Source organism: Lactobacillus kullabergensis, assembly GCF_000967195.1.
GTDB classification, from domain to species: domain Bacteria; phylum Bacillota; class Bacilli; order Lactobacillales; family Lactobacillaceae; genus Lactobacillus; species Lactobacillus kullabergensis.
Genome location: NZ_KQ033870.1, coordinates 80,847 through 107,658, shown reverse-complemented (window position 1 = coordinate 107,658; position 26,812 = coordinate 80,847). Strand labels below are relative to the sequence as shown.

Here is a 26,812-nt window from a genome sequence, read left to right as displayed (position 1 = left end):
CCTTTTGCAAGTCTTTTTTATCATTTTTTCTGTTAAAACCAAAAAGCCTTAACTATCTGGCACTTTTAAGAAAAAGTAAAACCTCTTAATATTTCATTCGCATTACCCTTGGTATTCTTTTGTGAGAGTTTTAAATGGTTAAAAGCACCACTTTTCAATGTCATAATAAAACAAAGTATTTTCAGACGAATTACAAACGTTATCTAAATTTAATCTTTTCGTATTCCCCAAATTAATTTTAAAGTCTTATAATACTACTATATTTTAAGGAGAAAAGAATTATTTTGAAGCATAAATTTATTACAATTGTGGCTTCCCTAGTTATTGCTGCCTCACCTTTAGTTACTGCAACCAGTCAGGTTAGTGCAGCAACTGCCACTAATAATAAGCAGACTGAAATGTACAATTTTGTTAGAGATACTTTTAAAAAGCACAATGTTCGTGGCATAGTCACAGTAGTACAAAACGGGGTTCCACAAACAATCAGCTACGGTTATGCCTGGTATGGCAAAAGAATTGGTAATGGCAGCAGCAAAATTGTTTATCCCACCGCTTCACTGCAAAAAGTAATTACTGGTGCAATGATAGTTCAACTAATTAATGAAACCAAGGGCACCAAAGACGAATTTACTCAATACACCAAAATATCTCGCTGGTACCCTAACCTCAAGAATGCCGATAATATTACTGTAGGAAATCTGCTGACCCATACTTCTGGAATTATGGCTACTAAAACAGAAATAGACAGAGGCTATAATTATTCAGAAGACAATGCTATTAACTGGGTGGTTAATAATATCAATGCCTCAGCATCTGACATAATAGGTAATTATCACTACAATAATAGTAACTATATTTTACTCACCGGTATCATTAGGCAAGTTACAGGCAAGTCTTACGAAGATAACTTGCAAACCCGCATTATTGATAAGCTAAATTTGAAAAATACTTATCTTTACCAAAACATCCCTAAGAAAATGACTGATCCAATTTCATACTATTCAAATGGGAGTAAGAACTATCAAAAAGCAACTTATCTCAAAAAAAGCTTGGTTTCACAAATTCCTGGTGCTGGCAATCTTTTTACTACCACAGCAGAATATTACAAGATTCAGGTGGGCTTAACAGACGGCACAGTTTTAAATAAAGATGATTTCTATTATTTGACTCACCTAAAAAGCAAAGTAGTTAACTATTCAGGTGGAATGTACCTATACAATAATGATAATATTAGAAACGCCTATGGCAGCTTTAAGGGACAGCATTTTGGCACCTGGGTGCAGCTAACTGCTGATAATCAAAATGGAATTGTTATGTTTTTAAATCAAACTAACGATAATGAAAATGATCAAAAAGATGTAGGATACGAAATCCTGAAACGTATCAAACCTAATACTTTTGTAGAGCGCTAGGTTTTTATCAAAAAATTAGCTAAAGTGATTTCCTACTTACATATCAAAAGGACTAATAAATCAGCATTTATCAACGTGATTTGTTGGTCCTTTGTTTTGTAATAATCCTTTTAATATTTAAAAATATTACTTTCTTTGCTAACTCAAAAAGTCTAAGAAGTTCAACTCTTAGACTTTTTCTTATTCATCAAATAGTAGCTCATACATTTTTGTACTCAATGGCTTTTCTAGCAGCAAGTTCATCCCTACCGCAGCTTTTTTCTTTGGCCCCAGTAATTCTTCCTTGACCGTATCCTTTTGAATATCTACCTGTCCTAAATAGTAAAATTGCTTGCCAATCGCATCGCTCTTCTTAACAAAAAGCAACAGCTTCATCTGCGGAGTATTAAGCAGTCTCTGAACTTCATCTGATTCTAGATGACGGGGCGATCTCGTATACCAGCGCAAACAGCGACCGTCTTCTAGCGTATTATGGTACAAAGCATTGCGCTTTTTAGTCGAATCTTTTTGATAAGTAATAAAAATAGGCGTTTCGTTTTCGTCTACACGATAGCCATACATAGGTGCGGAAACATCTTTGGGCCAGTTTAACAACCGACAAACATCTTTACGATCATATTGCTGGTAAAGGGTAAATTGTTTGTGATTGTCATAGTCTTGATTAAGTGCCAAACCCGTTTTAATCACATCTCTAAATAATTTCCTAAAAGTTTCATTTTGGTTAAGAGATTGTGCCAATATTGGTGCTAATGAATAATCAAACAAATCAATTTTGACTATAAGAGGTTGACCGCCATACTGGTCTTTTTTCGTTGTCTTGCCTTGTTTGATGTCAAAAAAGTTCAAAGAAAGAATATCTTCTACTGAAGTCAGGACCTTTTCATTAACGTAAGCACCATAATCATGCAAGACTTGCTCAAATTCTTCTTGACTAACCTGGTCTTTTTCTAAAAGCAGCTGCAATAGTATTAGTTCATGTGGTCTTTTCCCATTTAATAATTCCTTGGTAACAAAAGACAAAACGCCATCTTCATAATCACTTAGCTTCACAGGTTCACCCATTTTAATCAAGAAGTCGCCATAATGTTTAAGACTATGGTTATTCGCAAAAACCATAGGTGAGGTTGAACCATAACGATAAAAATCAAATAACAGAGGCGGACGTCCTATTTTTTGCGCTAGTTCTTGATAAGACTCACGTAATTCTTTGATGCTGTCCAATTTAATCTTATCAAGTGAAGCCAAAATTTGGGCAGAAGCAATTTGACTGAAGTTAATTGTTGAAACATCAATAAAGCTGGGAAGCATGCTTTCCTCGCGAGCCTTATCTTGCGAACGACTATCATCTTGATTTAAAGCAATCGGAATTAAATAATTATTTTTGTAGTTACCAATAAAGTCAATGACAGTCACATAATCTTTACCAGGATATTTACGCAAACCGCGTCCCAACTGCTGGATAAACACAATGCTGGACTGCGTATTGCGCAACATAATAATCTGATTTAAAGCTGGAATATCAATACCTTCATTAAAAAGATCAACGGTAATAATGTAATCAATTTTACCCTGTTCCAGCTGGTTGACAACTTGCAGTCTTCTTTTTTCACTATCTTCATTAGTTAAAGCAACTGCTGGATGCTTACGTTCTGAAAAAGCCTGCGCTAATTTACGCGCTTCTTCTTGGCGACTGCAAAAAACCAGCCCTTTGGCTTGTGAACCGCAGTAGCCATAGTAATCCAACTGTTTTAAAACATAATCAACACGCTCTGGCGCAAGCAGTCTGCGCAAGTTAGTAGTTTCGTCAATCGTTGCACCATCTACTTCATAGTCCTCAACGCCAACATAATGAAAAGGTGCAAGCATCTTTTCTTCCAGTGCTTCACGCAAACGGATCTCATAGGCTAAATTATAATCAAATAAGCGGTAAACATCCTGATCATCCATTCTTTCCGGCGTAGCAGTCATCCCCAGCCAAAATTGTGGCTTAAACTTGGCAAAAATACGCTGATAACTTGGTGCAGCCGCCCGATGAGCCTCATCAATCAAAATATAATCGAAAGTTGTCGTCTTCAAGCTTGCAAGTACATCTGGCTGACTTAAAGTTTGCACGGTCGCAAAAATATATTTGCGTTCAAGCTGGTGCTTATGTCCGGTTAACAGACCGTAATCAGATGACTTGCCACCAATCACTTGGTGAAAACTTTTTAAGGCTTTTTTGGCAATTTGCTCGCGGTGGACAACATAAAGAAACTTCTGGGGTTTAAAATCTTTGACTGCAAATGCTCCCAAATATGTTTTGCCTGTCCCTGTCGCCGAAACTACCAGGCCACGTTTTTGCCCGCTATCAATTAGTCCCTTTAATTCATGCAAAGCCTCTTCTTGCATCTTATTTGGCACAATTTCAGCTTTTTCATTTAACTGAAACTGAGATTGCGACTGTGGTTTTACCCAATTTTGTTCATATTCTGCTATCCAACTTTCAGATAAGGGCATACTGTTTCTTTTTAATTCATGTAACTGCTGGGCAATCTGCACAGTTAATGTAGCATTATTCTTTGAGCTAATCTTCAAAGCCCACTCACAGTTGCTGAGCAAAGCTACCCGGGTAAAATTAGCGCTGCCGATAACTAAAGTCTGCCAATCTTCGTGTTCAAAAAGATAGCCTTTAGCATGAAAACCGTTTTTAGAGGTGATTTTAACGCTTAAATTGGGAATTTTTAACAATTCACGGAAAACTTTAGGGTTGTTAAATCCTAAGTAGTCACCTGTAATTAAAGTACCCGTAATATTTCTTTTAGCCAAATCAGCCATGACTACTTTAAACGGAACAAGCATATCTTGAGTAATAAAAGCCACTGCCCAGGTAAAACTTTGGCAGCTAAGAAGCTCTTGACGCAGCGTCAGCCAGATATTCTCCTGTTTGTTATTTTGCAACAGTTTTGGTCCTAATAATTCATGTCCTGGATAGCTGGGATCATACAAACCGTTAAGAATGGCATCCTGCAAAGGCTCATTCATTCAACATCACCTCAAAGTTATTTTACACAAAAGAAAAAGAAACCCAACCCTTTGGATCTCTTTTTATTACTATTTATAAATCTATTTCCAATAAAATTGGGCAGTGATCGGCGCGCTCCCCAGTATCCATCATCTCGGAACGCTTGACCTTATCAGCAATTCTATTGCTTGTCAGCCAATAATCAATTCTCCAGCCTGAATTATTAGCCTTAGCAGTCCTTACACGTTGAGCCCACCAAGAATAAACTCCCTCAACGTTGCCATTTATTTTTCTAAAGGTATCGGTGAAGCCGGCCTTAAGCATTTTAGTAAAATCTGCTCGCTCTTCATCTGTAAAACCGGCAGAATGATGGTTTGTATCCGGATGTTTCAGGTCAATTTCATGGTGGGCACAATTATAATCTCCACTAGCTAATACCGGTTTTTCCTGATCCAACTTTTGCAAATACGCGATATATTTTTCATCCCATACTTGCCGTTCACTCAAGCGCTTTAGACCATTACCTGAGTTTGGCGTATAAACTTGGGTCACAAAATACTCAGGAAACTCCAAAGTAATAATTCTGCCTTCATGATCCATTGGCTCTGGTGCACCAATCACAGGATAAGTTACTTTAGGCTTAAGTTCTTTTTTGTATAAAAACATAGTACCAGCATAACCTTTACGGGCCGGTTCTTCTGATGAGCGCCATACTATATTATATTCTGGACACTCTTGAGCTAATATTGCCAAATGTTTTTTGGTAGGTCCTGTCGAGCGCAACTTTGTTTCTTGAATTGCGACAATATCTGCATTTTGAGCATGTATTTTTTCTAAAACCTGGCGTGTTGCCACTGCACGCGAGGAAGTTCCGGTTAAAGCTGCATTTAGTGAGTCGATATTCCACGAAATTAAGATCATTTTCTTCTCCTTATTATTCATTTTCTTCATTATATAGTTTTTTCACTGGGACTCAAAACTTCTATTATTTTTTTCAGTATTATTTTTTTAGCGGTATTAGGTATTCTTATTAAATTTGCTGTTATATTTTTCACTACCTCAGTAAAAAATAATTGTAATTTTTTTGTTTTGCTATAATCCCTTTTGCAGCATAAATGTAAGCGATTACTGATATAGCAGTATTTTTTAAAAAATAATTTTTTCACATTTTTATATTTTTCAATCACGTTAAGCAAGTGTATAATAGCACAAGAGACAACAATAATAATCTTTGGAGGTTAGATTTTATGACTAAAATTTATGCTTACGCCATTCGTAAAGATGAAGAACCTTATGTTCATGAATGGAAAGAGGCTCACAAGGATGTTGATGTTGATTTCACTGATCAACTTCTCACCCCTGAAACGGCTGAATTAGCTAAAGGTGCTGATGGTGTTGTAACTTACCAGCAACTGGATTACAAGGCTGATACTATTGAAGCCTTAGACAAATTAGGCATTCACAACTGGTCCATTCGTAACGTCGGTATTGACAATATTGACTTAAAAAAGGCTAAGGAATTAGGCTTTAAGATCACTAATGTTCCGGTATATTCACCAGATGCCATTGCCGAGCACGCTGCTATCCAAGCTGCTAGAGTTTTGCGTCAAGACAAGGTTATGGACGAAAAAGTTGCTAAGCATGATCTGCGCTGGGCACCTACAATTGGCCGTGAAGTGCGTGACCAAACTGTTGGTGTTGTAGGTACTGGCCATATTGGTCAAGTATTCATGAGAATCATGGAAGGCTTTGGCGCTAAGGTTATTGCCTACGATATCTTCAAGAACCCAGAATTAGAAAAGAAGGGTTACTACGTTGATGACTTAGATGAACTTTACGCTAAGTCTGACGTTATTTCACTTCATGTTCCTGATACTCCAGAAAATGTTCATATGATTAACGATGATTCGATCAAGAAGATGAAGGATGGCGTCGTTATTGTCAACGTTTCCCGTGGACCACTAGTTGACACAGATGCAGTTGCTCGTGGTCTTGACTCAGGTAAAGTCTTTGGCTTCGTGATGGACACTTATGAAAATGAAGTTGGTATTTTCAATAGCGACTTCAGTAATAAGGACTTTCCTGACAAGCGTTTAGCTGACTTGATTGCACGGCCAAATGTTTTGGTAACCCCACACACAGCCTTTTACACTACCCATGCTGTGCGTAACATGGTTATCAAGGCTTTTGACAACAACTTGAAGCTAATTAAGGGTGAAAAAGCTGATACTCCAGTTGATTTGGACAAAGAGTTTTAATCTCTAAACTTATTTTCCCTTCTTAAATACACTTTATTGTCAAAAAAGACATCAGATAAAATTATCTGGTGTCTTTTTAATTGATTATTTTAATTAGCAGAAACGTTTACCGCCTGAATTAGCGCGTTTCTAAAGCCTTCCTCTTCCAGTTTAGTTACGCCCCTAATTGTCGAACCGCCTGGCGTAGTAACTTCATCTTTTAGCTCCTCGGGCAATTTTTTACTAGCGAGTGCCAACTTACTGGTACCTAAAAGCATCTGGTTAATTATCTGGTATGATTCAGCTCGGTTAACTCCATTCTGTACTGCGGCATCACTGAGAGCTTCAACCATTAAATCAACGTACGCAGGCGTGCAACCAGCTACAGTACCATAAATGCCCAGCAAATTTTCAGGTACAACGTAAACTGCTCCCATTTGGGTAAAAATGTTTTTCACAGTAGTAATTACTGCCGGCTTTTCATCAGGTATAAAGCTGGCAACTGTAATACCTGCACCGATTTGTACCGGTGTATTGGGCACTATTTTGGCAAAAGAAGTTTCTGCTGGCAGCTTTTGATTAATTTGAATCAGATCGCCACCGCCAGTTGACAGAATAATGCCGTGATATTTTTGCCCTAAATTTTTGATGATTGTTTCAGTGGCAGATCCGCCTACTGCTACTATAACTGCTTGACAAGCATTAAAGTCCTCATAATTATTAATCAAACTTAAATGAAATTCAGCTGCCATTTTTTGGGCAGTGTGGTGGTGTCCACCATTAAAGACATAAAGGTCCTCACTGGGATTTTGAGCATTTAACAAGCCCTTAATAATTGCAGAACCAATCTTACCAGCTCCAATAAATCCAATTTTCATCAACAATCACCTTTTAAAAATCTGTTTGATCTGGATCATTTGCTACTTGGGCTGCTCCATGCAAACCATCAAGTTTTGCCATATCAGCCGCAGTAATAGTAAAGTCAAAGACCTGCAAATTAGCTTCAAGGCGCTCGCGATGAACTGATTTTGGTAGTGGAACAAAACCATGTTGCAATGACCAGCGTAATAAAACTTGTGCCGGACTTTTATCATAATGTTGCGCAATAGAAACTACCGTATCATTGGCAAACAAACCACCTCTACCCAGTGGCGAATATGCCTCGCTTAGAATACCAAGTTCTTTATTATAAGCCGTTACGTCTTCTTCCATATCACTAGGGTTGAGATAAATTTGATTAACAGCAGGACGGATCTTAGCGGTTTTTAGAAGCTCATCCAGATGTTTACGTCTAAAGTTGGAAACGCCAATTGCGCGAATTTTTCCTGCTTGAACTGCCTCTTCCATTGCCTGCCAACTTTCCGCATTCAATTCAGCCCAGTGTTCACGCACCGGGGCCGGATTAGGCCAATGGATTAAGTACAAATCAAGATAATCCAAATCCAGTTTAGTTAAACTTTCATCAATTGCTGCTTTAGTTTTCTGGTAACCGTGATGATCATTCCACAACTTAGTCGTCACAAATAAGTCACGCCTGTTCACTCCACTTTGTTTAATGCCCCGGCCAATGCTTTCCTCATTGCCGTAGGCAGCAGCAGTATCAATTAAGCGATAACCGAGACTCAGCGCATCCTCAACGGTTTTTTGAGCAACTTCACCATCAGGAGTTTGCCAAGTTCCCAGTCCGATAACTGGGATTTTGACGCCATTATTTAATTCATAAGTGTCATTTAAAGATTGAATTTTGCTAGTCATAATTTTTCACCTCTCACCACTATTATACCGAACTGAGCTATACTTCTACAGCAAAAAATAGCAATTATTGCGGCTGTTTTTGAAAGTCACTTTTTAGTAAAGTTACAAATTGCGGATAAGTAGTTACTTCATACAGCGGATGCAGATTCATCTTATTCTTGCGCCTGCGATGGTTATACCAAATACTGTCAAAACCATAGTTTTCTGCTCCTAATATGTCTGACTGCAGTCCGTCACCAAAAAAGACAGTATCTGCTGGACCAATATTAGTATGAGCAAAAAAGTAATCAAAAATACGGGTATCAGGCTTAGAAAAACCAGCTTCTTCAGATGTCACAATTAAGGAAAAATAATCCTTAATCCCCGCTAATTCCAAGCGATGCCTTTGCATGAAGGTCTCACCGTTGCTTAAAACCGTTAAGCAATAATTTTGTTTACGGGCATACCGCAAAGTATCAACAACTCCCGGCAGCAACTTGTACGACTCACCAAAATAAGAACGATATTCATTCATTATTGCTAAGCCATCAACTGCAATACCCAAATTTTCTTTAATAAAATTGGTAAAAGCCATTCTACTCAGCTGCTCATAATTGATCTTGCCTTGTTCCAGCTTACGCCACAGTCCTTGATTATATGCATGGTAATCACGTTGCATCTCATCAGTCAACTGCCAGTGATGTGCTTTAAAGAGACTATGCAAAGCAAAACTTTCCGTGGCAGCAAAGTCAATCAAAGTATCATCAACATCAAAAATTATTTGTTTATAACGCAAGCAATTTCTTCCTCTCCAAATATTCCTAAGAATATAATGCGTATTCACTAAAAATAGTGTGGAGATTCATTATAACAATATTTCACTGATAAAGGACATAATTAACTATTTTTAAATTTTGCTTACATTGCTACTGCTATTTCACAAAATAAGATATAATATCCTTTAATTTAAGCAAAAGGGGTGATTGGGCATGTTTACATTATTAGTGATTTTGTTTCTCATTTGGCTTTTGGTCAAAATGGGAATTGGGATTGTCAAAATCCTATTTTTCCTTTTAGCTTGTGCTCTTGCTTTCTTTTTCTTAATTCACTTATTCATTCCTGCAATTATTTTTCTGGGCTTAATCTTCCTTTTCTTCGTAGCAGTCAGGCATTAGTTTTACTTTAAAAAAATTAAAGATATATTCAAGCATAATAAGTATTAGATTCAACTTATTGTGCTTTTTTCTTGCTTTGAATTCTATATATTTTTTTATTAGTCCCAATAACCTACTCGGACATCAAGTTAAGACTTTTGTTCGTGTTTGGATGCAATCTTTGCTCTAGAAAATACAAGATATTGTGGTATAGTTCTAATTGTAGCCATAGATGATGTGTCTGTGGAACAATTTATCAATTTTAAGGAGTAACTTTGAACATGAAAAATACGAGCATAACCTTAGATCAGGGTTACATTGATCAAGTGAAACAAAATGTCACTCCCCATTGGGGAGAGCTTGGCTGGGTTACTTATAAAAGGACCTATGCCAGATGGCTTCCTGAAAAAAATCGTTCCGAAAATTGGGACGAAACGGTTAAACGCGTAATCGAGGGCAACATTAATTTGGATCCCCGTCTCAAAGATTCTCCTGCAACAGAAGTAGTTGATGAACTAACAAACGAGGCTAAGGATTTATTTAAACTGGTTTACGGTTTAGGTGCAACACCTTCTGGAAGAAACCTGTGGGTTTCTGGTACAGACTACCAAAAGCGCAATGGTGACTCTCTGAATAATTGCTGGTTCATTGCTATTCGGCCGCAAAAATATGGTGACAGTCATATAGTGCCAGATTATTTAGGCCAAGAACAAGAAGCCGTTTCAATGCCCTTTTCATTTCTTTTTGACCAATTAATGAAAGGCGGCGGCGTTGGCTTTTCTGTTGTGAAAGACAATATTAAAAAGATTCCTGCAGTTGATACTAAAATCGACTTGGCAGTCGTGATTGACAAAAAGAGTGCTTCATACGCAGATTCAGTTAAGTTGGGTGCGACTGACAAAGCTGAATGGGCTAAGCAAAATGAAGATAAGTCAGATTATATTTATTACAACTTGCCTGATACCCGCGAGGGCTGGATTTTAGCAAACGCTCGTCTAATTGATATGCACTTTAATCAAACCAATTCTGAAAATAAGACCAAACTGGTACTCGATATCAGCAGAATTCGTCCTTACGGAGCTAAAATTCACGGTTTTGGCGGCACTGCTTCTGGACCAATGCCATTGGTGGAAATGCTTTTTGATATTAACAACATCATTAATAACCGTGTTAACAGCAACTTAACCTCTGTTGATTGTACTGATATCTGCAATTTGATTGGTAAAACTGTTGTTGCCGGCAATGTCAGAAGGTCAGCAGAGCTCGCTTTAGGTACGAATACTGACCAAGACTTTATCACGATGAAACAAGATAAAGATAAACTCTACCACCACCGCTGGGCCTCAAATAACAGTGTAGCTATTGACTCTAACTTTAATGAATACGAACCAATCGCAAACGGTATCAGGGAAAACGGTGAACCCGGAATAGTTAACCTTGACTTATCTCGTAATTATGGCCGGATTATTGACGGCTATCAAAAAGATATTGATGGTGACGTTGAAGGTACTAACCCTTGCGGAGAAATTTCCTTGGGTAATGGTGAACCATGCAACCTGTTTGAAGTATTTCCATATATTGCAGAACAAGAAAATTGGGATCTGAAAGACGTTTTCAGATTAGCAACTCGTTTCGCTAAGCGGGTAACCTTCAGTGACTATGACTGGGAAATTTCCCGTAACATCATTTATAAGAACCGGAGAATTGGTGTTTCCATGTCAGGTATCCAAGACTGGCTGTTAAATGACTTGGGTCACCGCGTTGTTACCGGCTTTGAAGACAGTATTGATGAAGAAACTGGTGCAAAAATCAAGAAACCAATTTACGATCCTCAAGGAATTAAAATGGTTACTGAAGCTTACCAAGCCGTCATCGATGCTGATAAAGAATACAGTAAGACTTTGAATTGTAATGAATCAATCAAGCACACAACTGTTAAGCCTTCAGGTACTGTTGCCAAACTGGCTGGAGCTTCTGAGGGAATGCACTTCCACTATGCCGGTTACCTCATTCAAAGAATCAGATTCCAAGCTTCTGATCCGCTGCTCAAAGCACTTGACGCTTGCGGTTACTATTCAGAACCAGATATATACTCACCAAACACGACTTGTGTTGAATTTCCATTACGTGCTGCTCACGCTGATAGTAAAAACTTCGCTTCAGCTGGCACAGTTTCAATTGAAGAACAGTTTGCAACGCAAGCATTCCTGCAAACTTACTGGTCAGATAATGCAGTTAGTTGTACTGTTACTTTCCAAAGCGATGAAGGTGACAAGATTACTTCACTCTTTAAGCAATACCGTCATGTAATTAAGTCAACTTCACTGTTGCCATACTATGGCGGCTCACTCAAGCAAGCGCCAAAAGAGCCGATCGATAAAGAAAAATACGAAGAAAGAAAAGCCCAGATTACCGATGATGTCGCTCAAGTCTTTGCTGAGCAAAATGATGATCAAAAAGACTTGGAGTTAGTTGACCAAACTGACTGTGAATCCGGTGCATGTCCTGTTAAATAATTTAAGTAGGCGAATTTATAATTATGAAAAAAAGCAAGCTGCCAATAATTGCTAGTGTTGCAACCATTTTTGCCTTTACTTTATCCGGTTGCCAGAACAATCAGACCCAGCAAAAACCTAAAGCAAATAATAATATTTCTGTTAGCTATGTTTTAGCTACGAAAAAAGATACAGAAAAAAAGACAGTTAAAGTACCTAAAAAGTCTACTGTTATGACTGGTCTAAAAAAGGCCTGGAAAGTAGAAAGCAATAAAGGGTTCATTACTGCAATTGATGGTAAAAAGCAAAATGCCAAAAAGAAAATATACTGGACTTACACCGTTAACGGAAAATACGCTACCAAAGGTGCTAACCAGCAAAAAGTCGCAAGTAACGATAAAGTAAAATTCACTTTAGCAAAAATGAAATAAAAAAGTCCGTGCAAGCGACTAAGTACGAAATATTTTAGTGCTTGCACAAAAAATTTATAGATTGGGAGTTTTTATATGAAAAAAAGCAAATTATCTGTTTTAACCGGAATTGCCACTATTTTTACCTTTACGTTTGCAGGTCTTGAAACAACCCAAAACGTCCAACAAGTTGATGCCAGCAGCAAGATTAAAGTCACTTATACTCTGAAAGTACACAACAAGACTTACAAAAAGAAGACTGTTAAATTGCCGAAGCACTCAACAGTAATGCGCGGTTTAAAGAAATGCTGGAAAGTAAAGAGTACGAATGGTTTTATTACTTCTATTGCTGGTAAGAGCCAAAAACCAAGTAAAAAAATCTATTGGACCTACAGAATTAATGGTAAGTTCGCCCAAAAAGGCGCAGCAATCCAAAAATTGGCAAACAAAGACAAGGTTAAATTTACTTTAGCAAAAACTAGCTTCTAAAGTTTGCTATGGTACGTAATTCAACCAAGAAATTAGCATTATTAGCCATTTTAACTGCCATGTGCGTGGCACTAAGAATTTTTAAGATTATACCTGTACCTAATGTCCAGCCAGTGACTGATATCTTAATGATTGTGACTTTAAATATTGGTTTTGGTTTTGGCTTTGCCTTAGCTCTTTTAACCATGGTCGTCTCCAACATTTACTTAGGCTTTGGCATCTGGACTGTATCACAGGTTTTAGCTTACGGCGGTTGCGTTTTAACCGTTGCTTTGCTAGGTAAATTTACACCGCTTAAAAAGCACTTTACTTTACAATTAATTCTCGCCGTTTTTCTTGGCTGGGAATATGGCTGCTTTGTCGACTTCGGTATGTCTATTTTTGGTGGTTTTAACGCCTTTTTAGCATATTGGGCCGGCAGTCTAGTCTTTGACACTTATCATGCAATTGGTGATTTAGTATTTTATCCCATTTTATACAAACCACTAAACATTGCTCTAGATCATTATAAACGGAGGCTGTTATGACAATTAAAATTTATACCAAGGTCGGCGATCAAGGTTTCACTAAACAGGTTACCGGTAAAATGGTTCCTAAATATGATTTGCAAATTGTCGCCGTTGGTGATATTGATGAGCTTGATTCATATCTCGGAGTTGTAATTGCCAACTTGTCTGCCAAATGTCAAAAATTGCATGATCCTTTACAAGATCTGCAACGTGACCTATATGAGCTTGAAAGTGACATTGTTGTCAAAAGGCATGAAGAAATTACGACAGAAAAAGTAGAAAATCTGGAAAAACAAATTGATGACCTCAATAAACAAATTCCTAAAACAACCCATTTCATTCTACCTGGCGGTTCGGTTACTGCAACTCATTTACATTATGCACGTACAGTTGCCAGACGAGCAGAACGGTCAATGGCTAAGTTGAACGCTGAGGAGCAAAAACTTGCTCCTGCTTGTTTAAAATATATCAATCGCCTGTCAGATTATCTTTTTATCTTAGCGCGCTACGCCAACGTCTTAGATGGTGTGCCAGAGGTCAAAAGTAAAATCAAATAATTTTACTCATATTAAAAAAGCGGAGTAGTTTCAAATTAAGAAACTACTCCGTTTTTAGTTTATTTAAAATTAATACTTTACTGCCACCACAGTTTGATCAATCCCTGTGTACCCAGGTCGCCTAAATGCTTTTCATCAACCAAAGTCTCATATAACTTTTTAGCTTCTTCAGTAGCAGGTAATTCAATTTTCATTTCTTTAGCTGTCTCTAAAGCAATGCGTAAATCTTTCAAAAAATGTTTACTGAAAAAGCCTGGGGTATAGTCACCTTTTAAAACTCTCGGACCGTAATTACTTAGACTCCAGTTAGCAGCACTACCCGCACCGACGGTTTTGAGAACTGCTTCTAGGTCAAGGCCGGCTTTTTTAGCATAAACAAGCATTTCTGTCATACCAGTCATCGTCCCTGCAATCATAATTTGGTTTGCCATTTTGGTATTCTGACCCGCACCAGCTGGTCCAAAAAAGTGAACTTGCTTGCCGAAATCCTTAAAAACAGGTTCCAAGTTTTGATAAGCAGATTCATCTCCACCTACCATGATGGTTAAAGTGCCATTTTTAGCGCCCAGGTCACCACCGGAAACAGGAGCATCCAGTACTTTAGCGCCCTGCTTTTCACCTGCAGCAAATATTTTTTGTGCTAAAGCTGGTTTTGAAGTTGTCATATCAACCAGGTTTTTACCTTTGACATCCGCCTGCAAAATGCCGTTATCGCCGAAATAAACCTGTTCAACATCTTTTGGAAAACCTACAATTGTAAAAATCGTGTCTGCATGTTCAACAACAGCTTTAGGATTCTCACACCAAGTGGCACCCTGAGCAACTAAATTATCCGTCTTGCTTTTTGTCCGGTTATAAACCCATAACTGATGATCAGCCTTTAACAAATTAAGACAAATTGCATTGCCCATTACGCCAGTGCCAATAAAACCTATTTTCATCATCAACATCTCCCTTATAAAAACGTTTTCTTGACAACTTAATCATACCACTAACTTATCTTTAATAAGTTAGTTTTTATTTATTTAGATTTTCACTAATAAATATTTTGGCATGGGTACCATATTCTGGCATCCCCAGCAATATAAAATTTTTAACTGACCATTTGCACTTAGATAAATATTCTGACTTATGCTTAACTAGTACATTTTTAAATAAAAAATTTTAGTTTGCTATTTGACTTAACCTTAACATTAAGTACTACAATTTTGATAATTATAAAATTTTATGTTGCAGGTATGTTGCAGGTGAGATCAATTCACACAATTGCTGGCTCACTATCATAGTAAAATATTTTATAATTATTAATAAAGATTGAATAAATTAGTGCAGGAGGCACTTTAAATGAACAAACACGAAGATTTTTTACTAAACCACATTGCCGGACCCAAAGATTTGAAAAAATTAAGTATTTCCGAAATGGAACAGTTAGCCCAGGAAATCAGAACATTAATCTTAGAAAAAGATGCAGTTGAAGGAGGGCATCTAGGTCCCGACTTAGGAATTGTAGAGGCCACAATTGCCTACCATTATGTCTTTAATGCTCCCGAAGACAAAATTATTTGGGACGTTTCGCACCAAACATATCCCCATAAAATGTTAACAGGACGGGCACAGGCCTGGCTTGATCCCGACCACTATGAAGACGTTACTCCATATTCTAATCCGGACGAAAGTCCTTATGATTATTACTCAATCGGTCACACTTCAACTTCTATTGCCCTAGCCACAGGCATGGCTAAGGCGCGTGACTTAATGGGCAAACATGAAAACATCATGGCTTTGATCGGTGACGGTTCCATGACTGGCGGACTCGCCTTTGAAGGTTTAAACAATGCCGCAATTGAAAAACATAACTTGGTAGTTGTAGTTAATGATAATCAATGGTCAATTGATGAAAATATTGGCGGCTTAGTGATTGCTCTAAAGAAATTACGTGATTCAAACGGTCAGACAGCAGAAAATCCCTTTACAGCTATGGGCTTTGATTACCGCTATGTTGCAGACGGTAATAACCTTGCTGATATGATTGCCGCTTTTAAGGCAGTTAAAGACGTTGACCACCCAATTTTATTACACATTAATACGCTTAAAGGCAAGGGCTATGAGCCTGCAATCAATGATGAAGAAGCTCACCACTGGGTATCACCGTTTAATTTACAAAATGATCAACCACTTGCTCCAGAAAGTCAGGAACCTACCCCTAATTCAGTGGCGCTTGACGTGATTAAAGATGAGATTAAAGCAGGAAAGAATGTCATGGCGATAGATGCGGCTATTCCGGGTGTCTTTGACCTGGAAGCGTTCAAAAAAGAATTTCCCGATCATTACACGGACGTGGGCATTGCTGAACAAGAGTCAGTTGCTTTTGCTACTGGTTTTGCTAAAGAAGGTGGTATTCCAGTTCTAATGGAAAATTCTACTTTCCTACAACGTGCTTTTGACCAACTTTCTCACGATACGGCTGCCAATGACCTGCCTGTCGTAATGTTAGTTGCGGGAGGACGAATTTCTAATCAATCTAAGACACACTTGGGCATCTTTGACCAAGTAATGATTTCTAATTTACCTAATTGGATTTACTTAGCTCCTACTACGCTAGAAGAAGAAAAAGCAATGATTAAGTGGGCAATTAGCCAAAGAAAACACCCCGTTGCTATTAAAATGCCGGCTAATGTGCCAGACTCAGACGAACAAATAGTAGCGACTGATTATTCAGAAATTAAGTATCAAGTTAAACCAGGTAAAGATGTGGCAGTTTTGGCACTAGGAGATTTTTATCAATTAGGTAAAGACGTGGCAACTAAATTAGGAGCTACCCTAGTTAATCCACTCTCTGCCAATATTTTGGACAAACAAGCACTGAACCAGTTAGCAGCTAATCACCTGTTAATTGTTACTCTTGAAGATAACTCTCTAGATGGTGGTTTTGGTCAAAAAGTGGCATCCTACCTTGGTAAAACCAAAGTTAAAGTACTTAATTACGGTCAAAACCGCGTTTATACTGACCAAACTCCAGTTAAAGAAATTTACCAGCAAAATCATTTAACTATTGAGCAAATTGTGGCGGATGTGCAACAGAATTTATAAACTGCAAACTATGGCTACAGTAGGGGCTGATTAATAATGACCAGAAAGCGTAAGGCCATTCTTTTTAGTATATTAATAATAGTCATACTGCTATCAAGCATTTACTTTTTAAAAAATAATTACCAAAAAGAAAATGGTGCCAGCATTCGCATCGATACGCCAACACTTTTTGTACATGGCTGGGGCAGCAGTTACCACGCTGAAGAAAGCATGGTCGCTTATGCCCAAAAACAGCATGCTACTAATTCTGTTATTCGTGCCGATGTTAGCTCTAATGGTAAAGTCACCTTAATAGGGACAATAAAAAAGCGGGCCAAAAACCCGGTAGTTGAAGTCAACCTCCAAAATAATAAGAGCATTTTTGCTGGAACAAATAATCAAATTGCTGCCATGAACAAAAGCAGCAATTATATTAAAGACGTAATTAATGCACTGCAAAAAAGGTATCGTTTTAATTGCATCAATTTAGTAGGACATTCAATGGGTAATTTACAAATTGCCTATTACTTGCGCAATAATGCCACTAATTCGCACATGCCTAACCTAAATAAACAGGTTTCAATTGCCGGCCATTATAACGGTTATATTGGAGAACAAGGGGCACCAAATAAAACTGTCTTAAATCGCGCTGGCAAACCGCAAAAAATGAGTGCAGGTTACCGCGAACTTCTAAGTTTGAGAAAAAAATTTCCTCAAAATACTGACGTCTTGAATATCTATGGTGATATGGGGTCTGGCAGTGATGGTGACGTTACCGTTAACTCTGCCCGTTCTTACCGTTACTTAGTCAGTAAACGCGCCCGTTCATATCAGGAAAAAGAAATTAGAGGTTCTCGCGCTCAACACAGTAAACTACACGAAAATACTAAGGTTGACCGTTTATTAGTTAACTTTCTCTGGTAATTAGCTTATTGTATTTTACCTTGGTCGTATAAACTAATCTTATTTTTCAAACGAACAATAGTAGCCTGAATGTTCTGATCTTGCTTTTCTAACCTATGCAATTCTTTGACTAAAATTTGCCGTCTGGGTTTCTTAGTATCACTGCCCTGCTGCATCAATTTAGTATATTCCAGCAAATCATTAACTGGAATTTTAACTTGACGCATGCACTTAATAAAACTAATCCAGGTAAGATCTTTTTCCTCATAGTTTCTAACTCCGTGCTCTTTTTTGACTTCAGGTATCAGACCCATTTTTTCATAATACCTGAGTGTTACAGGGGTTAATTCTACCTTTTCTGCTACTTCTGATATTTTCATTATTGTTCCTCTTTCTGATAGACCTAAACTTAGATCTAAGTTTAAGCATTAGCTAAAAAAATATTGAGTTAAACACAGCGATTGTTCTTGCTTGTTTTATCTAATATTGATTGAAAAGTAACCTATAGTTAATAGTTATAGACGCTTTTTATCTTTCGATTTTACCGATTAGTTAAAATTTTAGTCATACTACTTTTTTATGTAAAATACTTTTTAAACATGATCTAGTATAACTTGTTTGCATTAAAGGGACTTTTTAGAGGCAAAAACAATTTAGCAAGGAGAAGATAATATGGAACTAAGAGTTTTAAATTACTTTGTAGCCGTGGCCCAAGAAGGCAATATGACCCGTGCTGCCAGAAAGCTGCTTATCTCCCAGCCAGCTTTATCAAGGCAAATTGCTGAACTGGAAGCTGAACTTGGCATTAAATTGTTTAGCCGTAAGTCGCGGCATTTAGCTTTAACTCCAGCAGGTCATTATTTACTTGAACAGGCACAGGAAATTTTAGATTTAACTGCTAAAACGAAAAGAAACTTGACAAAAGCTTCTTTTATTAGTGGCGATTTAACCATCGCTGCGGGAGAAAGCCTCGGGATGCAGCGGGTCATGAATGTGGTCAGCGCAATTATTAAAGAGCATCCTTCTGTTAAAATTCACTTATTAAGTGGGGACTACAGTTATGCCGAACGCAAGTTAGACAACGGGACGGTTGACTTTGCAGTCATTATCGGGAACATTCCTTTAGCTAATTACGCCTCTTTAACTTTACCCGAAAGAGATACTTGGGGAATTTTAATGCCTGCTAATGATCCTTTAGCGCAAAAAGCAGTGATCAAACCAAGAGATTTACAAGGACGCTCTTTATTAAATTCACAGCAAGCGCAAAAAATGCACCTTTTTCAAAACTGGCTAGGAAATTATTATGATTCAGTCAATTTTATTGGCAGTTATAATTTAAACTTCAATGGCACTTTGATGGTTAAGAATCATGCCGCATTAATGCTTACTTTAGATAAATTAGCTGATACTTCGAAAAATTCGGGCATTACGTTTAGAAAATTGCAGCCAGAGCTGCAGCAAGCTATCAGGGTAGTTTGGAAACACGGTGTTAATTTATCACCAGTCGCAGAATTATTTTTAAAATTATTGCAGGAATCAATTTTTGAAAAATAAAATTTTATGCGAAAAACTGATTACAGTTAATCAATAAAAAGTATTATACAATGGCCTAATCAACATAGGACAATTATGACTCAAATTGACGAGAAAATTGATGTTTTAGATTGGATTTATTGATTTATATACATATCGCTGGGATTATCAGACCCTATTTGAAGAAGTGATGGAGCTCTCTGCATGATTTAGTCGAGGCAGTAAAAGTTAATTATGTGTATCGCTGTTTCAGCAATGCTTGCCTGATAATTAGGAAAAGTAGTCAAAAATATTACAGAAAAAACATTATAGGAAATTGATTTAGAACCATTTAGCAGCACTAGTTACACTTCACCTGTTATAGACTCTCATACTCCAAAAGATCATCACCTCACTCATCAATTAAAAAAGAAAATTATTTTTGATGAAATTTCGAGGTTTTATTATTACACTAAATCACTTACACAAAAGCTGAAATAATAATATACAGTAAGTCAAACAAAAGGATTATTCCTACAGAATTTTAGGAATAATCCTAGTTTTAAATTTATATAATTAGTCATAATTTTCCATTCCGAAATATAATTCTATTTTGAATTATATTTCAGTGGATAACGATTTTTTCGTTGAAGATAATTCATTAATTTTATCTGAAACAGAGCAAAAGTATTTATACTTTTTTTGATAATGCTTAATAAATTTAAGTTTTGGTTTTACTTTTTGCTCATTATTTTCATGTATACAAATCTCTTCATGCAATGCTAATAATCCAATAATTGCTGCTCCCGTTACAGCTTCAATAGAATTTTTAAATCTAATTACTGTGGTATTAAAAACATTCGCCACTATATTTGCCCAAACATCACTTTTTGAGCCACCGCCTAATAGAATTAAATTATCTAATTTTTGTTCCTTATTATTATATATTAAATACAAAGATTTTAATGTAAATATCACTCCTTCTAATACTGCCAAATTCAAGTCAAATCTATTATCATTTATACTTAAATTGTAAAACGTACCGGTAAGATTAGGATTTTTATATAAGTACTTTTCTCCTGAAAGATAAGGCAAAAACAAGATTTCGTTATTTATGATTTTTTCACTAGAAAATTTTTGCTCATTATTATAATTGGTTGCTTGTAAAACATCATTTACCCACCAGTCAAATGATCTTCCGCCTGTTGAAAGAGATGTTTGCGCTAAAATATATTTTTTATCTAAGTACCTAAATAGAATATTTTTACCAGATAAAGAAAGATGCTTATTTTCCGTTAAGACTACTCCAGAAGTTCCTAAAGACAAAACCAGTTTTGTTTTTTCAAAATACTTAGTAGCAAGTACAGTAGCAGCATTATCTCCAGTTCCGGTAAAAACTGGTATTGTTTCTTTAATAGACAATTGTTGACAGATATTGCCTTTTAAAAGTCCAACTTGTTCAGTGGATTTTTGAATATTAGGTAATATTCCAATATCTATCCCAAAGTACTCACATATTTTTTTTGACCATTTGCCTTTTTCTAAATCCATTAAACAAGATACAGAAGCATCACAAAAGTCTGTAGCAATTTTATCAGTCAGAAATGTGTTTATATAATCCTTGCACATACAAATCTTTTTTAAACGTTTAAAATTATTTGGTTCATTTTCTTTAAGCCATATTAAGTTAGCTAGTGGACTTCCTGTTGAAATAATATTTGCATTATACTTAAAGTCCAGTTTTTTCCCCAAAGCAACTTTTAAATCAGTAATAATATTTTTTGTTCTTTTATCATTCCACATTATTGCTTTTCGTATTGGTGCATTTTTTTCATTTAAAAATACGAGTGTATGCATCTGCGCTGTGGGGCAAATTCCTTTGATACTTTTAGAAAATGGCATTTTGAAAATTTTTAAAAGTTCAGTACATATAATATCAGTCCATACGGCAGGATTAATTTCTGTCCAGTCTTTATTCAAAGTATCATATTTATATTTAACGGCATTAGAATAATAATTTTTAAGTTCTCTATCAACTACAGAAAATTTTATAGAAGATGTTCCTATGTCAATCCCTAACAATAGTTTTTGATTATCGATGTTGCTCACCTCCTGACCAAAATAATTACTAAATATTTATCCAATAATTAGTTAAAAACTGGTTTTCGATCAGCTATCGAAAACCAGAAAATTAATTTTAGTCAATATTATCCATAATATCTTCTACAGTCTTTGCCACACTATTTATCCCTCTTTGAGATAAAGTTTTTAAATCAAAAGCATTATGATCATTTTCATATGCTTTACCAAACGTTGAAATGAATTTTTTCCTTATATCCGCACCGTAATTCACCTTGATTAGATTATATTCTTTTGCATGCCTTACATCGTCAAAAGGTATACCTGAACCACCATGTAGTACTAATGGTACTTTTGATATTCGTGAAATCTCTTTTAATAAAGGAAAATCTATATTTGGCTTTTCTTTTAATCCATGGACATTCCCAATGGAAACTGCTAAAAGATCACACTGAGTTTTAGACACAAACTCAGCGACATCATCTGGATTTGTTTTACCCTCATTTTCACTCAATGCTTGTGCTTCTTCTTTACCACGAATTGCCCCTAGTTCTGCCTCAACTGGTATATTAAAATAATGGCAGTATTCACTAATCCGCTGAACTTCTGAAATATTTTCAGATAAGGGCAGCTGTGACATATCTATCATCACAGAAGTAAACCCTGCATCAATACAATTCTTTACGTCCTCGAAAGATTTGCCATGATCCAAGTGCAAAGAAATAGGGACATCAACATCCAACTTTTCCATTGCAAAATCAACCATTTCCTTAATAATTTTAGGATTCGAAAGCTCTAAGTTATTTGATGAGATCTGAACATATCCTCCTTTTCCGGTTGATTGAAGGCCTTTTACTATGCCATATGTCATCTCAAAATTAGTAGTATTAAATGCAGGTAATACTATTTTCTTATCTTGTGCATATTTCATTAACGTGTAACCATTAACTATTTTCAATGAGGTATCCTCCTTATTATTTACTTTAATCCGTTAAAAAGATCTTTAAGCAATTCTTCTTTATTGCAATCTTTTGCAAGAACACTTGAAACTCCGGTACCATCAGCGCCCAATTTTATAATTCTGGACACATCAGAACCACAAGTTATTCCTGCTCCTTCCATAATTAGAATATTAGGATTTACTTTCTTTATTTCTTTCATAGTTTCATGTACATATTTGTCGTCACTAGTTTGGCCAGTTCCAATCAATTGATTAGGCTCACATAATATGATGTCAGGATTAGCGTGAGCAATTACTCTGGCTTCTTCAGCAGTATCAACACAAACAATAGAAACAATTTCCAAGTCCCTAGCTTTATTTATAGCGGCAATTATTTCTTTAAAAGTTAATTGTGCTTCCATATGATTAATAAAAGTTGCTTGAACGCCTATTTCCTTTAACGATTCTAAAAGAGGCCTTCCCATACCTTTCCCTAGACCTAATCCATCGGCACTTTGAGAAGTGACTATTACATTTTTGGTGTTATTAATTATATTTAGCAGTTCTGTTGGTGGAGCAGCAAAGAAGATAGTTGATTCAATTTTTTCTGCAAGCTTATCAGTAATCCGCGCTAAGTCCAGTAAATCCTGCCCAATGAGATATGATTTAGGGCTTACTGAAAAAAATGGTGTTTTTATTTTGGGTTTCAAGTCAAATCCTTCCTTCTTTTTTTCAAATAGTTAATTCATTTGTTCTTCGATTTTTTGACTACATGTCTTTAGTGCATTGAAAAAAATATCATTTTTATTCTTTTCAACATCATGAATATTTCTTCCAATTAAATCTAAACGCTTTTTAAAAGGGGCTAAATTAGTAAATCCATATAAATACTCACACTCAACAATTTTTCCATCTGCATTTGTAACCACAATTAACATGACTTTTCTTAATTTATTGACTTTTTCGACAGCAATAGCCATGAATCCTTCTGTTTTTTGAAACTTTTTTTTAATTAACGAGATTCTTTTATTAACTTTTTTAAAATATATTAAAGAAGAAAGTGAATTTACAAACCAAAGAATAATGAAAAAAAGTAATGTGATTAATGGATTATTCATAACTTAACTCCTTATCATTCACTTATAGTCCGAAAGAAAATACGTATCCGATTAATACTGCCAAAGGACCTGTTAGAAGTTTGCTGAATAAAAATGCAGGTACTCCAGCTTCAATTGTTTTAGAATCTGCTTCCATTAAAGTAAGACCAACAGGTACAAAGTCAGCTCCGACCTGTGCATTCACAGCGTATAGTGCAGGAAGCGCAAAGCTTGGTGGAATAGCACCTTTTGCAATCTCATTTCCTACTAATACACTCATTACTTGAGCCAAAATAGCTCCAGGAACAATTAAAGGTGACAGAAATGGAATACTGCAAATCAACGCTAGTAATAATAATCCCCATAAATTTCCAGCCAGAGGAGTTAAAACATTAGCAATTATTTTGGCAAAGCCGGTATAGTTGATGATTCCTATTAGCAAAGAAACAAACAGCATAAAGGGAATAATGTTCTTTATTAAGTTATCCACTGTTTCTCTTGCCGCAGAATATATTACGTTGATTGCGTTACCCACGCCCACGCCAATTTTATTAACAGCTTCCATTACTGGATTTTGTTTTTTCTTTCCTAATTCTGAACTTTCAAATTTTTTCCTGGCTTCTTTAGTAATGCTTTTTTCTGGGGCTGCCTTTTCTTTATTTTCGGCTATATTCTTGTCACTATTCTCAGCGGTACTATCTTCTGAAGTAGATTCAATATTATCAACTTTTACTCCAGAAACAAAAATATCTTCTTTGATATATTGTGCTAAAGGACCTGAAGGTCCACCTCGTTTAACATTAATTGTGGGAATACCTAATTTTGGATAAGTACCGCAACGAGCAACCCCAGCACAATCAATTACTACACAGAAAGCAACAGATGTGTCAACAGGGTTCGTAAACTGATCTATGACTTCGGCATCAGTCATTTCACCAATTTTTTCAGCAACGGGATGAATGCCACCAGTAGTAACGCTTAGAACATATTTCTTTTCCCCGTGTGGAGAAAGCACTAATGGGCCGCCCCATCCGCCTTCACCATGCGATACTTTGACAGATTTATTCATTAAAATAACCTCCTAACTATAAATGTTTAGCTATGCTTGTCGCCTATGTTTGAGAAAAATTGTTAATTTTTCTGTTACGATTCCTCTTACAAGAATTATTACAAATGCGCTTAGCAAGTATCTAACAGCTAAATCGCTTTTATTCGCAACTTTGCCAAAACCTGCTGATATACCGAGCCAAACGAAGAGCTCTGAAGAATTAGCATGTGGAAATAAACCAGTGATTGGGTGTAACATTGAAACTGTGGCATCATAAAAGCCAGGCTTATAATCTTCTTCCAAAAACTTTCCTACTGTATAACACATGGGATTGGCAAAGAAAAAACAAGCTAAAAATGGCAGTATTGTGTAGCGCATAATTGTAAATTTGGTGAGCTTTTTCATAAAGTTCATGACACGTTGCTCACCAACAAATTGAATAACTGCGTTTACTGCTAAAATCATAACTGCAACTAAGGGAATAACACCTGTAATAAAGCTAACAAATTGGTCTGCAGCAGCTTGGAATAAACCTGTGAAGTGCTCTGCAAAAGATGACAAATAATTCATATACAATCTCCTTTCTATATATAATTTCTATCTAGTTTGAGCAGAACGTTTATATATGTTAATATACGTCTATAGACGGCCATCTACAAGATGTATGATATAATGAAACGCTTTCAGTTGTCAACAGCATTTTTTAATTTGTTTATTTAAACCATAAAAGAAAAACATTCTTTTATTTTCTTAGGTTAAAGTAAATCATCTTTTAATGATTTTATTTTTGCCGAAAAATACTGGCTTAATTCTATTAAAAAATACTGGTAATTTGTATATAATAAAAGGAGAACGAATATGAAAACTTTTTCGACTAAAATAATTGATATTGGTACCGAAGCACCAGATATGTTTAAGGCTGGTTTTTTTATTCTTTTTGGAGAAGAAGTGCCTGCTGAATTAAAGGACTATTGCTACATTATAAAAATTAATCCTATTGCCAGTGAAATAGTTCCTGGTAAAACTTTGGTTTTAGGTCATCAAAAAACTATCATTACATCAGTTGGAGTCGATGCTGCAGCAAATTTAAAAAATTTAGGACATGTCACTATTAAGTTTGATGGCTCTACCACAGCGGAATTACCTGGTACAATATATGTTAAAAAGATTAATGATTTTCATTTGTCTATAGGAGATAGCATAGAAATCATTTAATTAAAGGAGTTTATTATGTTAGAACGAGATTCGCCAACACCACTATATGAACAAGTTGAAGCGCTTATTAAGAAGAATATTCTCAATAAAACTTGGCCCAAAGGCAAAAAAATTCCTACTGAAACAGAACTTATGAAAAAGTTTGGTGTTAGTAGAGGAACTTTAAAACGTGCAATTTCTAATTTGCAAAAAAATGGTTATCTTGTTCAAAGGCAAGGATTGGGAACTTTCGTTCAAGCTGATATTGAAATTCCTTTGGAAAGAGGACTATACTCTTTTGCTGAGTACTTTCAAGCCCACCACATTGACTATTCTAATAAAATTTTATCAGCCAAAATACCGAAAAAAACAAGCAAAGATATAGCCGATAAGTTGGGAATTACTATTACTGATAAGTATCTCTGTTTACGTAGACTGCGTGAGGTTGAGGGAGAAAATATTATGCTGATTGAAAATAATATTAATATAGCCAATGCTCCCCATATTGAAACAGCGGATTTTTCTAAAGAAAGTCTGTTCTCTATAATTGAACGATATTCAAAAGAAACAGTCGAATACAGTGAAACCAAGTATTCTGCTGTAGGGGCGAATTCTGAAGTCTCAAGTTATTTCAACATTAAAAAAGGTGCTCCAATACTCTACCAAGAGCAGCTAGTCCACTTAAGTAACAATAGCATTATTGAGTTTGCTAGAGTATGGATAAAATCTAATCATTTTACACTAAAAACTATACTTCATAGGAAATAAAATAGTTTTTCAATATGTATATTGCTAGAGTTTAATAATTAGTTTAAGTATCAGGTTACTGAATTGCCTGATACTTTTTTAATATCTTTGAATGAATACAGTCTGTCTCAGTTCTCTTCCACAAAAAAAGATAGAGACGCAAAGAATCTCTATCTACTTATGCTAAATAATAAATTTATTATTCCAGTCACAGAATAGGAATAT

26 protein-coding genes are annotated in these 26,812 nt (G+C 36.0%); 13 read left to right on the top strand and 13 right to left on the bottom strand.

Annotation, left to right across the window (positions count from 1 at the left end):
• Positions 1-284 precede the first annotated feature (284 nt).
• Positions 285-1,412, top strand: a complete 1,128-nt coding sequence (locus tag JF76_RS00495; RefSeq protein ID WP_045927334.1) for a serine hydrolase domain-containing protein — start codon at positions 285-287, stop codon at positions 1,410-1,412.
• Positions 1,413-1,592: 180 nt separating this feature from the next.
• On the opposite strand, the gene JF76_RS00490 is transcribed toward JF76_RS00495, so the two are convergent.
• Both JF76_RS00490 and JF76_RS00485 read right to left on the bottom strand, forming a co-directional pair.
• Positions 1,593-4,433, bottom strand: a complete 2,841-nt coding sequence (locus tag JF76_RS00490; protein WP_045927333.1) for a DEAD/DEAH box helicase — start codon at positions 4,431-4,433, stop codon at positions 1,593-1,595.
• Positions 4,434-4,506: 73 nt separating this feature from the next.
• Complete coding sequence (locus JF76_RS00485) at positions 4,507-5,334, bottom strand: exodeoxyribonuclease III (RefSeq protein ID WP_045927332.1); 828 nt, start codon at positions 5,332-5,334, stop codon at positions 4,507-4,509.
• A gap of 326 nt (positions 5,335-5,660) precedes the next feature.
• On the opposite strand from JF76_RS00485, the gene JF76_RS00480 reads away from it, so the two are divergent.
• Positions 5,661-6,671 carry a D-2-hydroxyacid dehydrogenase gene (locus JF76_RS00480; protein ID WP_045927331.1) on the top strand — a complete coding sequence of 337 codons (1,011 nt, stop codon included), beginning with the start codon at positions 5,661-5,663 and terminating at the stop codon, positions 6,669-6,671.
• An 89-nt stretch (positions 6,672-6,760) separates the two neighbouring features.
• On the opposite strand, the gene proC is transcribed toward JF76_RS00480, so the two are convergent.
• From proC to JF76_RS00465, 3 genes are all read right to left on the bottom strand, one after another.
• Entirely contained in the window at positions 6,761-7,528 is a 768-nt protein-coding gene (proC, locus tag JF76_RS00475) for a pyrroline-5-carboxylate reductase (protein WP_045927330.1), read from the bottom strand.
• Positions 7,529-7,541: 13 nt separating this feature from the next.
• Positions 7,542-8,405, bottom strand: coding sequence for an aldo/keto reductase (locus JF76_RS00470; protein ID WP_045927329.1), 864 nt, complete (start codon positions 8,403-8,405; stop codon positions 7,542-7,544).
• A 64-nt stretch (positions 8,406-8,469) separates the two neighbouring features.
• Positions 8,470-9,180 (bottom strand): YjjG family noncanonical pyrimidine nucleotidase, encoded by a 711-nt coding sequence (locus JF76_RS00465; protein WP_045927328.1) that lies wholly within the window; start codon positions 9,178-9,180, stop codon positions 8,470-8,472.
• A 193-nt stretch (positions 9,181-9,373) separates the two neighbouring features.
• On the opposite strand from JF76_RS00465, the gene JF76_RS00460 reads away from it, so the two are divergent.
• The 6 genes from JF76_RS00460 to JF76_RS00435 all read left to right on the top strand — a co-directional run bounded on the left by JF76_RS00460 (position 9,374) and on the right by JF76_RS00435 (position 13,998).
• Positions 9,374-9,559, top strand: a complete 186-nt coding sequence (locus tag JF76_RS00460) for a hypothetical protein (RefSeq protein WP_045927327.1) — start codon at positions 9,374-9,376, stop codon at positions 9,557-9,559.
• A gap of 260 nt (positions 9,560-9,819) precedes the next feature.
• Positions 9,820-12,054: a ribonucleoside-triphosphate reductase, adenosylcobalamin-dependent gene (gene nrdJ / locus JF76_RS00455; RefSeq protein WP_045927326.1), complete on the top strand. Its 2,235-nt coding sequence runs from the start codon at positions 9,820-9,822 to the stop codon at positions 12,052-12,054.
• A 23-nt stretch (positions 12,055-12,077) separates the two neighbouring features.
• Positions 12,078-12,464, top strand: coding sequence for a DUF4430 domain-containing protein (locus tag JF76_RS00450; protein WP_045927325.1), 387 nt, complete (start codon positions 12,078-12,080; stop codon positions 12,462-12,464).
• A 75-nt stretch (positions 12,465-12,539) separates the two neighbouring features.
• Entirely contained in the window at positions 12,540-12,932 is a 393-nt protein-coding gene (locus JF76_RS00445) for a DUF4430 domain-containing protein (RefSeq protein ID WP_045927324.1), read from the top strand.
• A gap of 8 nt (positions 12,933-12,940) precedes the next feature.
• Positions 12,941-13,459, top strand: a complete 519-nt coding sequence (locus JF76_RS00440) for an ECF transporter S component (RefSeq protein ID WP_045927323.1) — start codon at positions 12,941-12,943, stop codon at positions 13,457-13,459.
• Positions 13,456-13,998 (top strand): cob(I)yrinic acid a,c-diamide adenosyltransferase, encoded by a 543-nt coding sequence (locus tag JF76_RS00435; protein ID WP_034978714.1) that lies wholly within the window; start codon positions 13,456-13,458, stop codon positions 13,996-13,998. The genes JF76_RS00440 and JF76_RS00435 overlap by 4 nt, the downstream gene beginning before the upstream one ends.
• A gap of 77 nt (positions 13,999-14,075) precedes the next feature.
• Here JF76_RS00435 and JF76_RS00430 read toward each other — a convergent pair whose 3' ends face one another.
• A complete protein-coding gene (locus JF76_RS00430; RefSeq protein WP_045927322.1) occupies positions 14,076-14,939 on the bottom strand; it encodes an NAD(P)-dependent oxidoreductase in 864 nt (287 codons plus the stop codon).
• Positions 14,940-15,342: 403 nt separating this feature from the next.
• Here JF76_RS00430 and JF76_RS00425 point away from each other — a divergent pair, with 403 nt between their 5' ends.
• Together JF76_RS00425 and JF76_RS00420 are read left to right on the top strand one after the other, a co-directional pair.
• Positions 15,343-17,088, top strand: coding sequence for a 1-deoxy-D-xylulose-5-phosphate synthase (locus JF76_RS00425; RefSeq protein ID WP_045927321.1), 1,746 nt, complete (start codon positions 15,343-15,345; stop codon positions 17,086-17,088).
• Positions 17,089-17,124: 36 nt separating this feature from the next.
• Positions 17,125-17,991 (top strand): alpha/beta hydrolase, encoded by an 867-nt coding sequence (locus tag JF76_RS00420; protein ID WP_045927320.1) that lies wholly within the window; start codon positions 17,125-17,127, stop codon positions 17,989-17,991.
• A gap of 5 nt (positions 17,992-17,996) precedes the next feature.
• Here JF76_RS00420 and JF76_RS00415 read toward each other — a convergent pair whose 3' ends face one another.
• The gene (locus JF76_RS00415; RefSeq protein ID WP_045927319.1) at positions 17,997-18,350 is read right to left on the bottom strand and encodes a MerR family transcriptional regulator; all 354 of its coding nucleotides are present in this window, start codon (positions 18,348-18,350) and stop codon (positions 17,997-17,999) included.
• 292 nt (positions 18,351-18,642) lie between these two features.
• On the opposite strand from JF76_RS00415, the gene JF76_RS00410 reads away from it, so the two are divergent.
• Entirely contained in the window at positions 18,643-19,524 is an 882-nt protein-coding gene (locus JF76_RS00410) for a LysR family transcriptional regulator (RefSeq protein WP_045927318.1), read from the top strand.
• Between the two features lie 576 nt (positions 19,525-20,100).
• Here JF76_RS00410 and JF76_RS00405 read toward each other — a convergent pair.
• The 6 genes from JF76_RS00405 to srlA all read right to left on the bottom strand — a co-directional run bounded on the left by JF76_RS00405 (position 20,101) and on the right by srlA (position 25,216).
• Positions 20,101-21,591 carry a xylulokinase gene (locus JF76_RS00405; RefSeq protein WP_084600310.1) on the bottom strand — a complete coding sequence of 497 codons (1,491 nt, stop codon included), beginning with the start codon at positions 21,589-21,591 and terminating at the stop codon, positions 20,101-20,103.
• A gap of 88 nt (positions 21,592-21,679) precedes the next feature.
• The gene (locus tag JF76_RS00400; RefSeq protein WP_045927317.1) at positions 21,680-22,519 is read right to left on the bottom strand and encodes a class II aldolase; all 840 of its coding nucleotides are present in this window, start codon (positions 22,517-22,519) and stop codon (positions 21,680-21,682) included.
• Positions 22,520-22,539: 20 nt separating this feature from the next.
• The gene (locus JF76_RS00395; RefSeq protein ID WP_045927316.1) at positions 22,540-23,211 is read right to left on the bottom strand and encodes a triose-phosphate isomerase; all 672 of its coding nucleotides are present in this window, start codon (positions 23,209-23,211) and stop codon (positions 22,540-22,542) included.
• Positions 23,212-23,241: 30 nt separating this feature from the next.
• A complete protein-coding gene (locus JF76_RS00390; RefSeq protein ID WP_045927315.1) occupies positions 23,242-23,619 on the bottom strand; it encodes a transcriptional regulator GutM in 378 nt (125 codons plus the stop codon).
• 22 nt (positions 23,620-23,641) lie between these two features.
• The gene (gene srlE, locus JF76_RS00385) at positions 23,642-24,667 is read right to left on the bottom strand and encodes a PTS glucitol/sorbitol transporter subunit IIB (protein WP_045927314.1); all 1,026 of its coding nucleotides are present in this window, start codon (positions 24,665-24,667) and stop codon (positions 23,642-23,644) included.
• A gap of 30 nt (positions 24,668-24,697) precedes the next feature.
• Positions 24,698-25,216, bottom strand: a complete 519-nt coding sequence (srlA, locus tag JF76_RS00380) for a PTS glucitol/sorbitol transporter subunit IIC (RefSeq protein WP_045927313.1) — start codon at positions 25,214-25,216, stop codon at positions 24,698-24,700.
• A gap of 288 nt (positions 25,217-25,504) precedes the next feature.
• On the opposite strand from srlA, the gene JF76_RS00375 reads away from it, so the two are divergent.
• Both JF76_RS00375 and JF76_RS00370 read left to right on the top strand, forming a co-directional pair.
• A complete protein-coding gene (locus JF76_RS00375) occupies positions 25,505-25,861 on the top strand; it encodes a PTS glucitol/sorbitol transporter subunit IIA (protein ID WP_045927312.1) in 357 nt (118 codons plus the stop codon).
• A gap of 15 nt (positions 25,862-25,876) precedes the next feature.
• Positions 25,877-26,608 (top strand): GntR family transcriptional regulator, encoded by a 732-nt coding sequence (locus tag JF76_RS00370; protein WP_052697029.1) that lies wholly within the window; start codon positions 25,877-25,879, stop codon positions 26,606-26,608.
• The last annotated feature ends 204 nt before the right edge of the window (positions 26,609-26,812 follow it).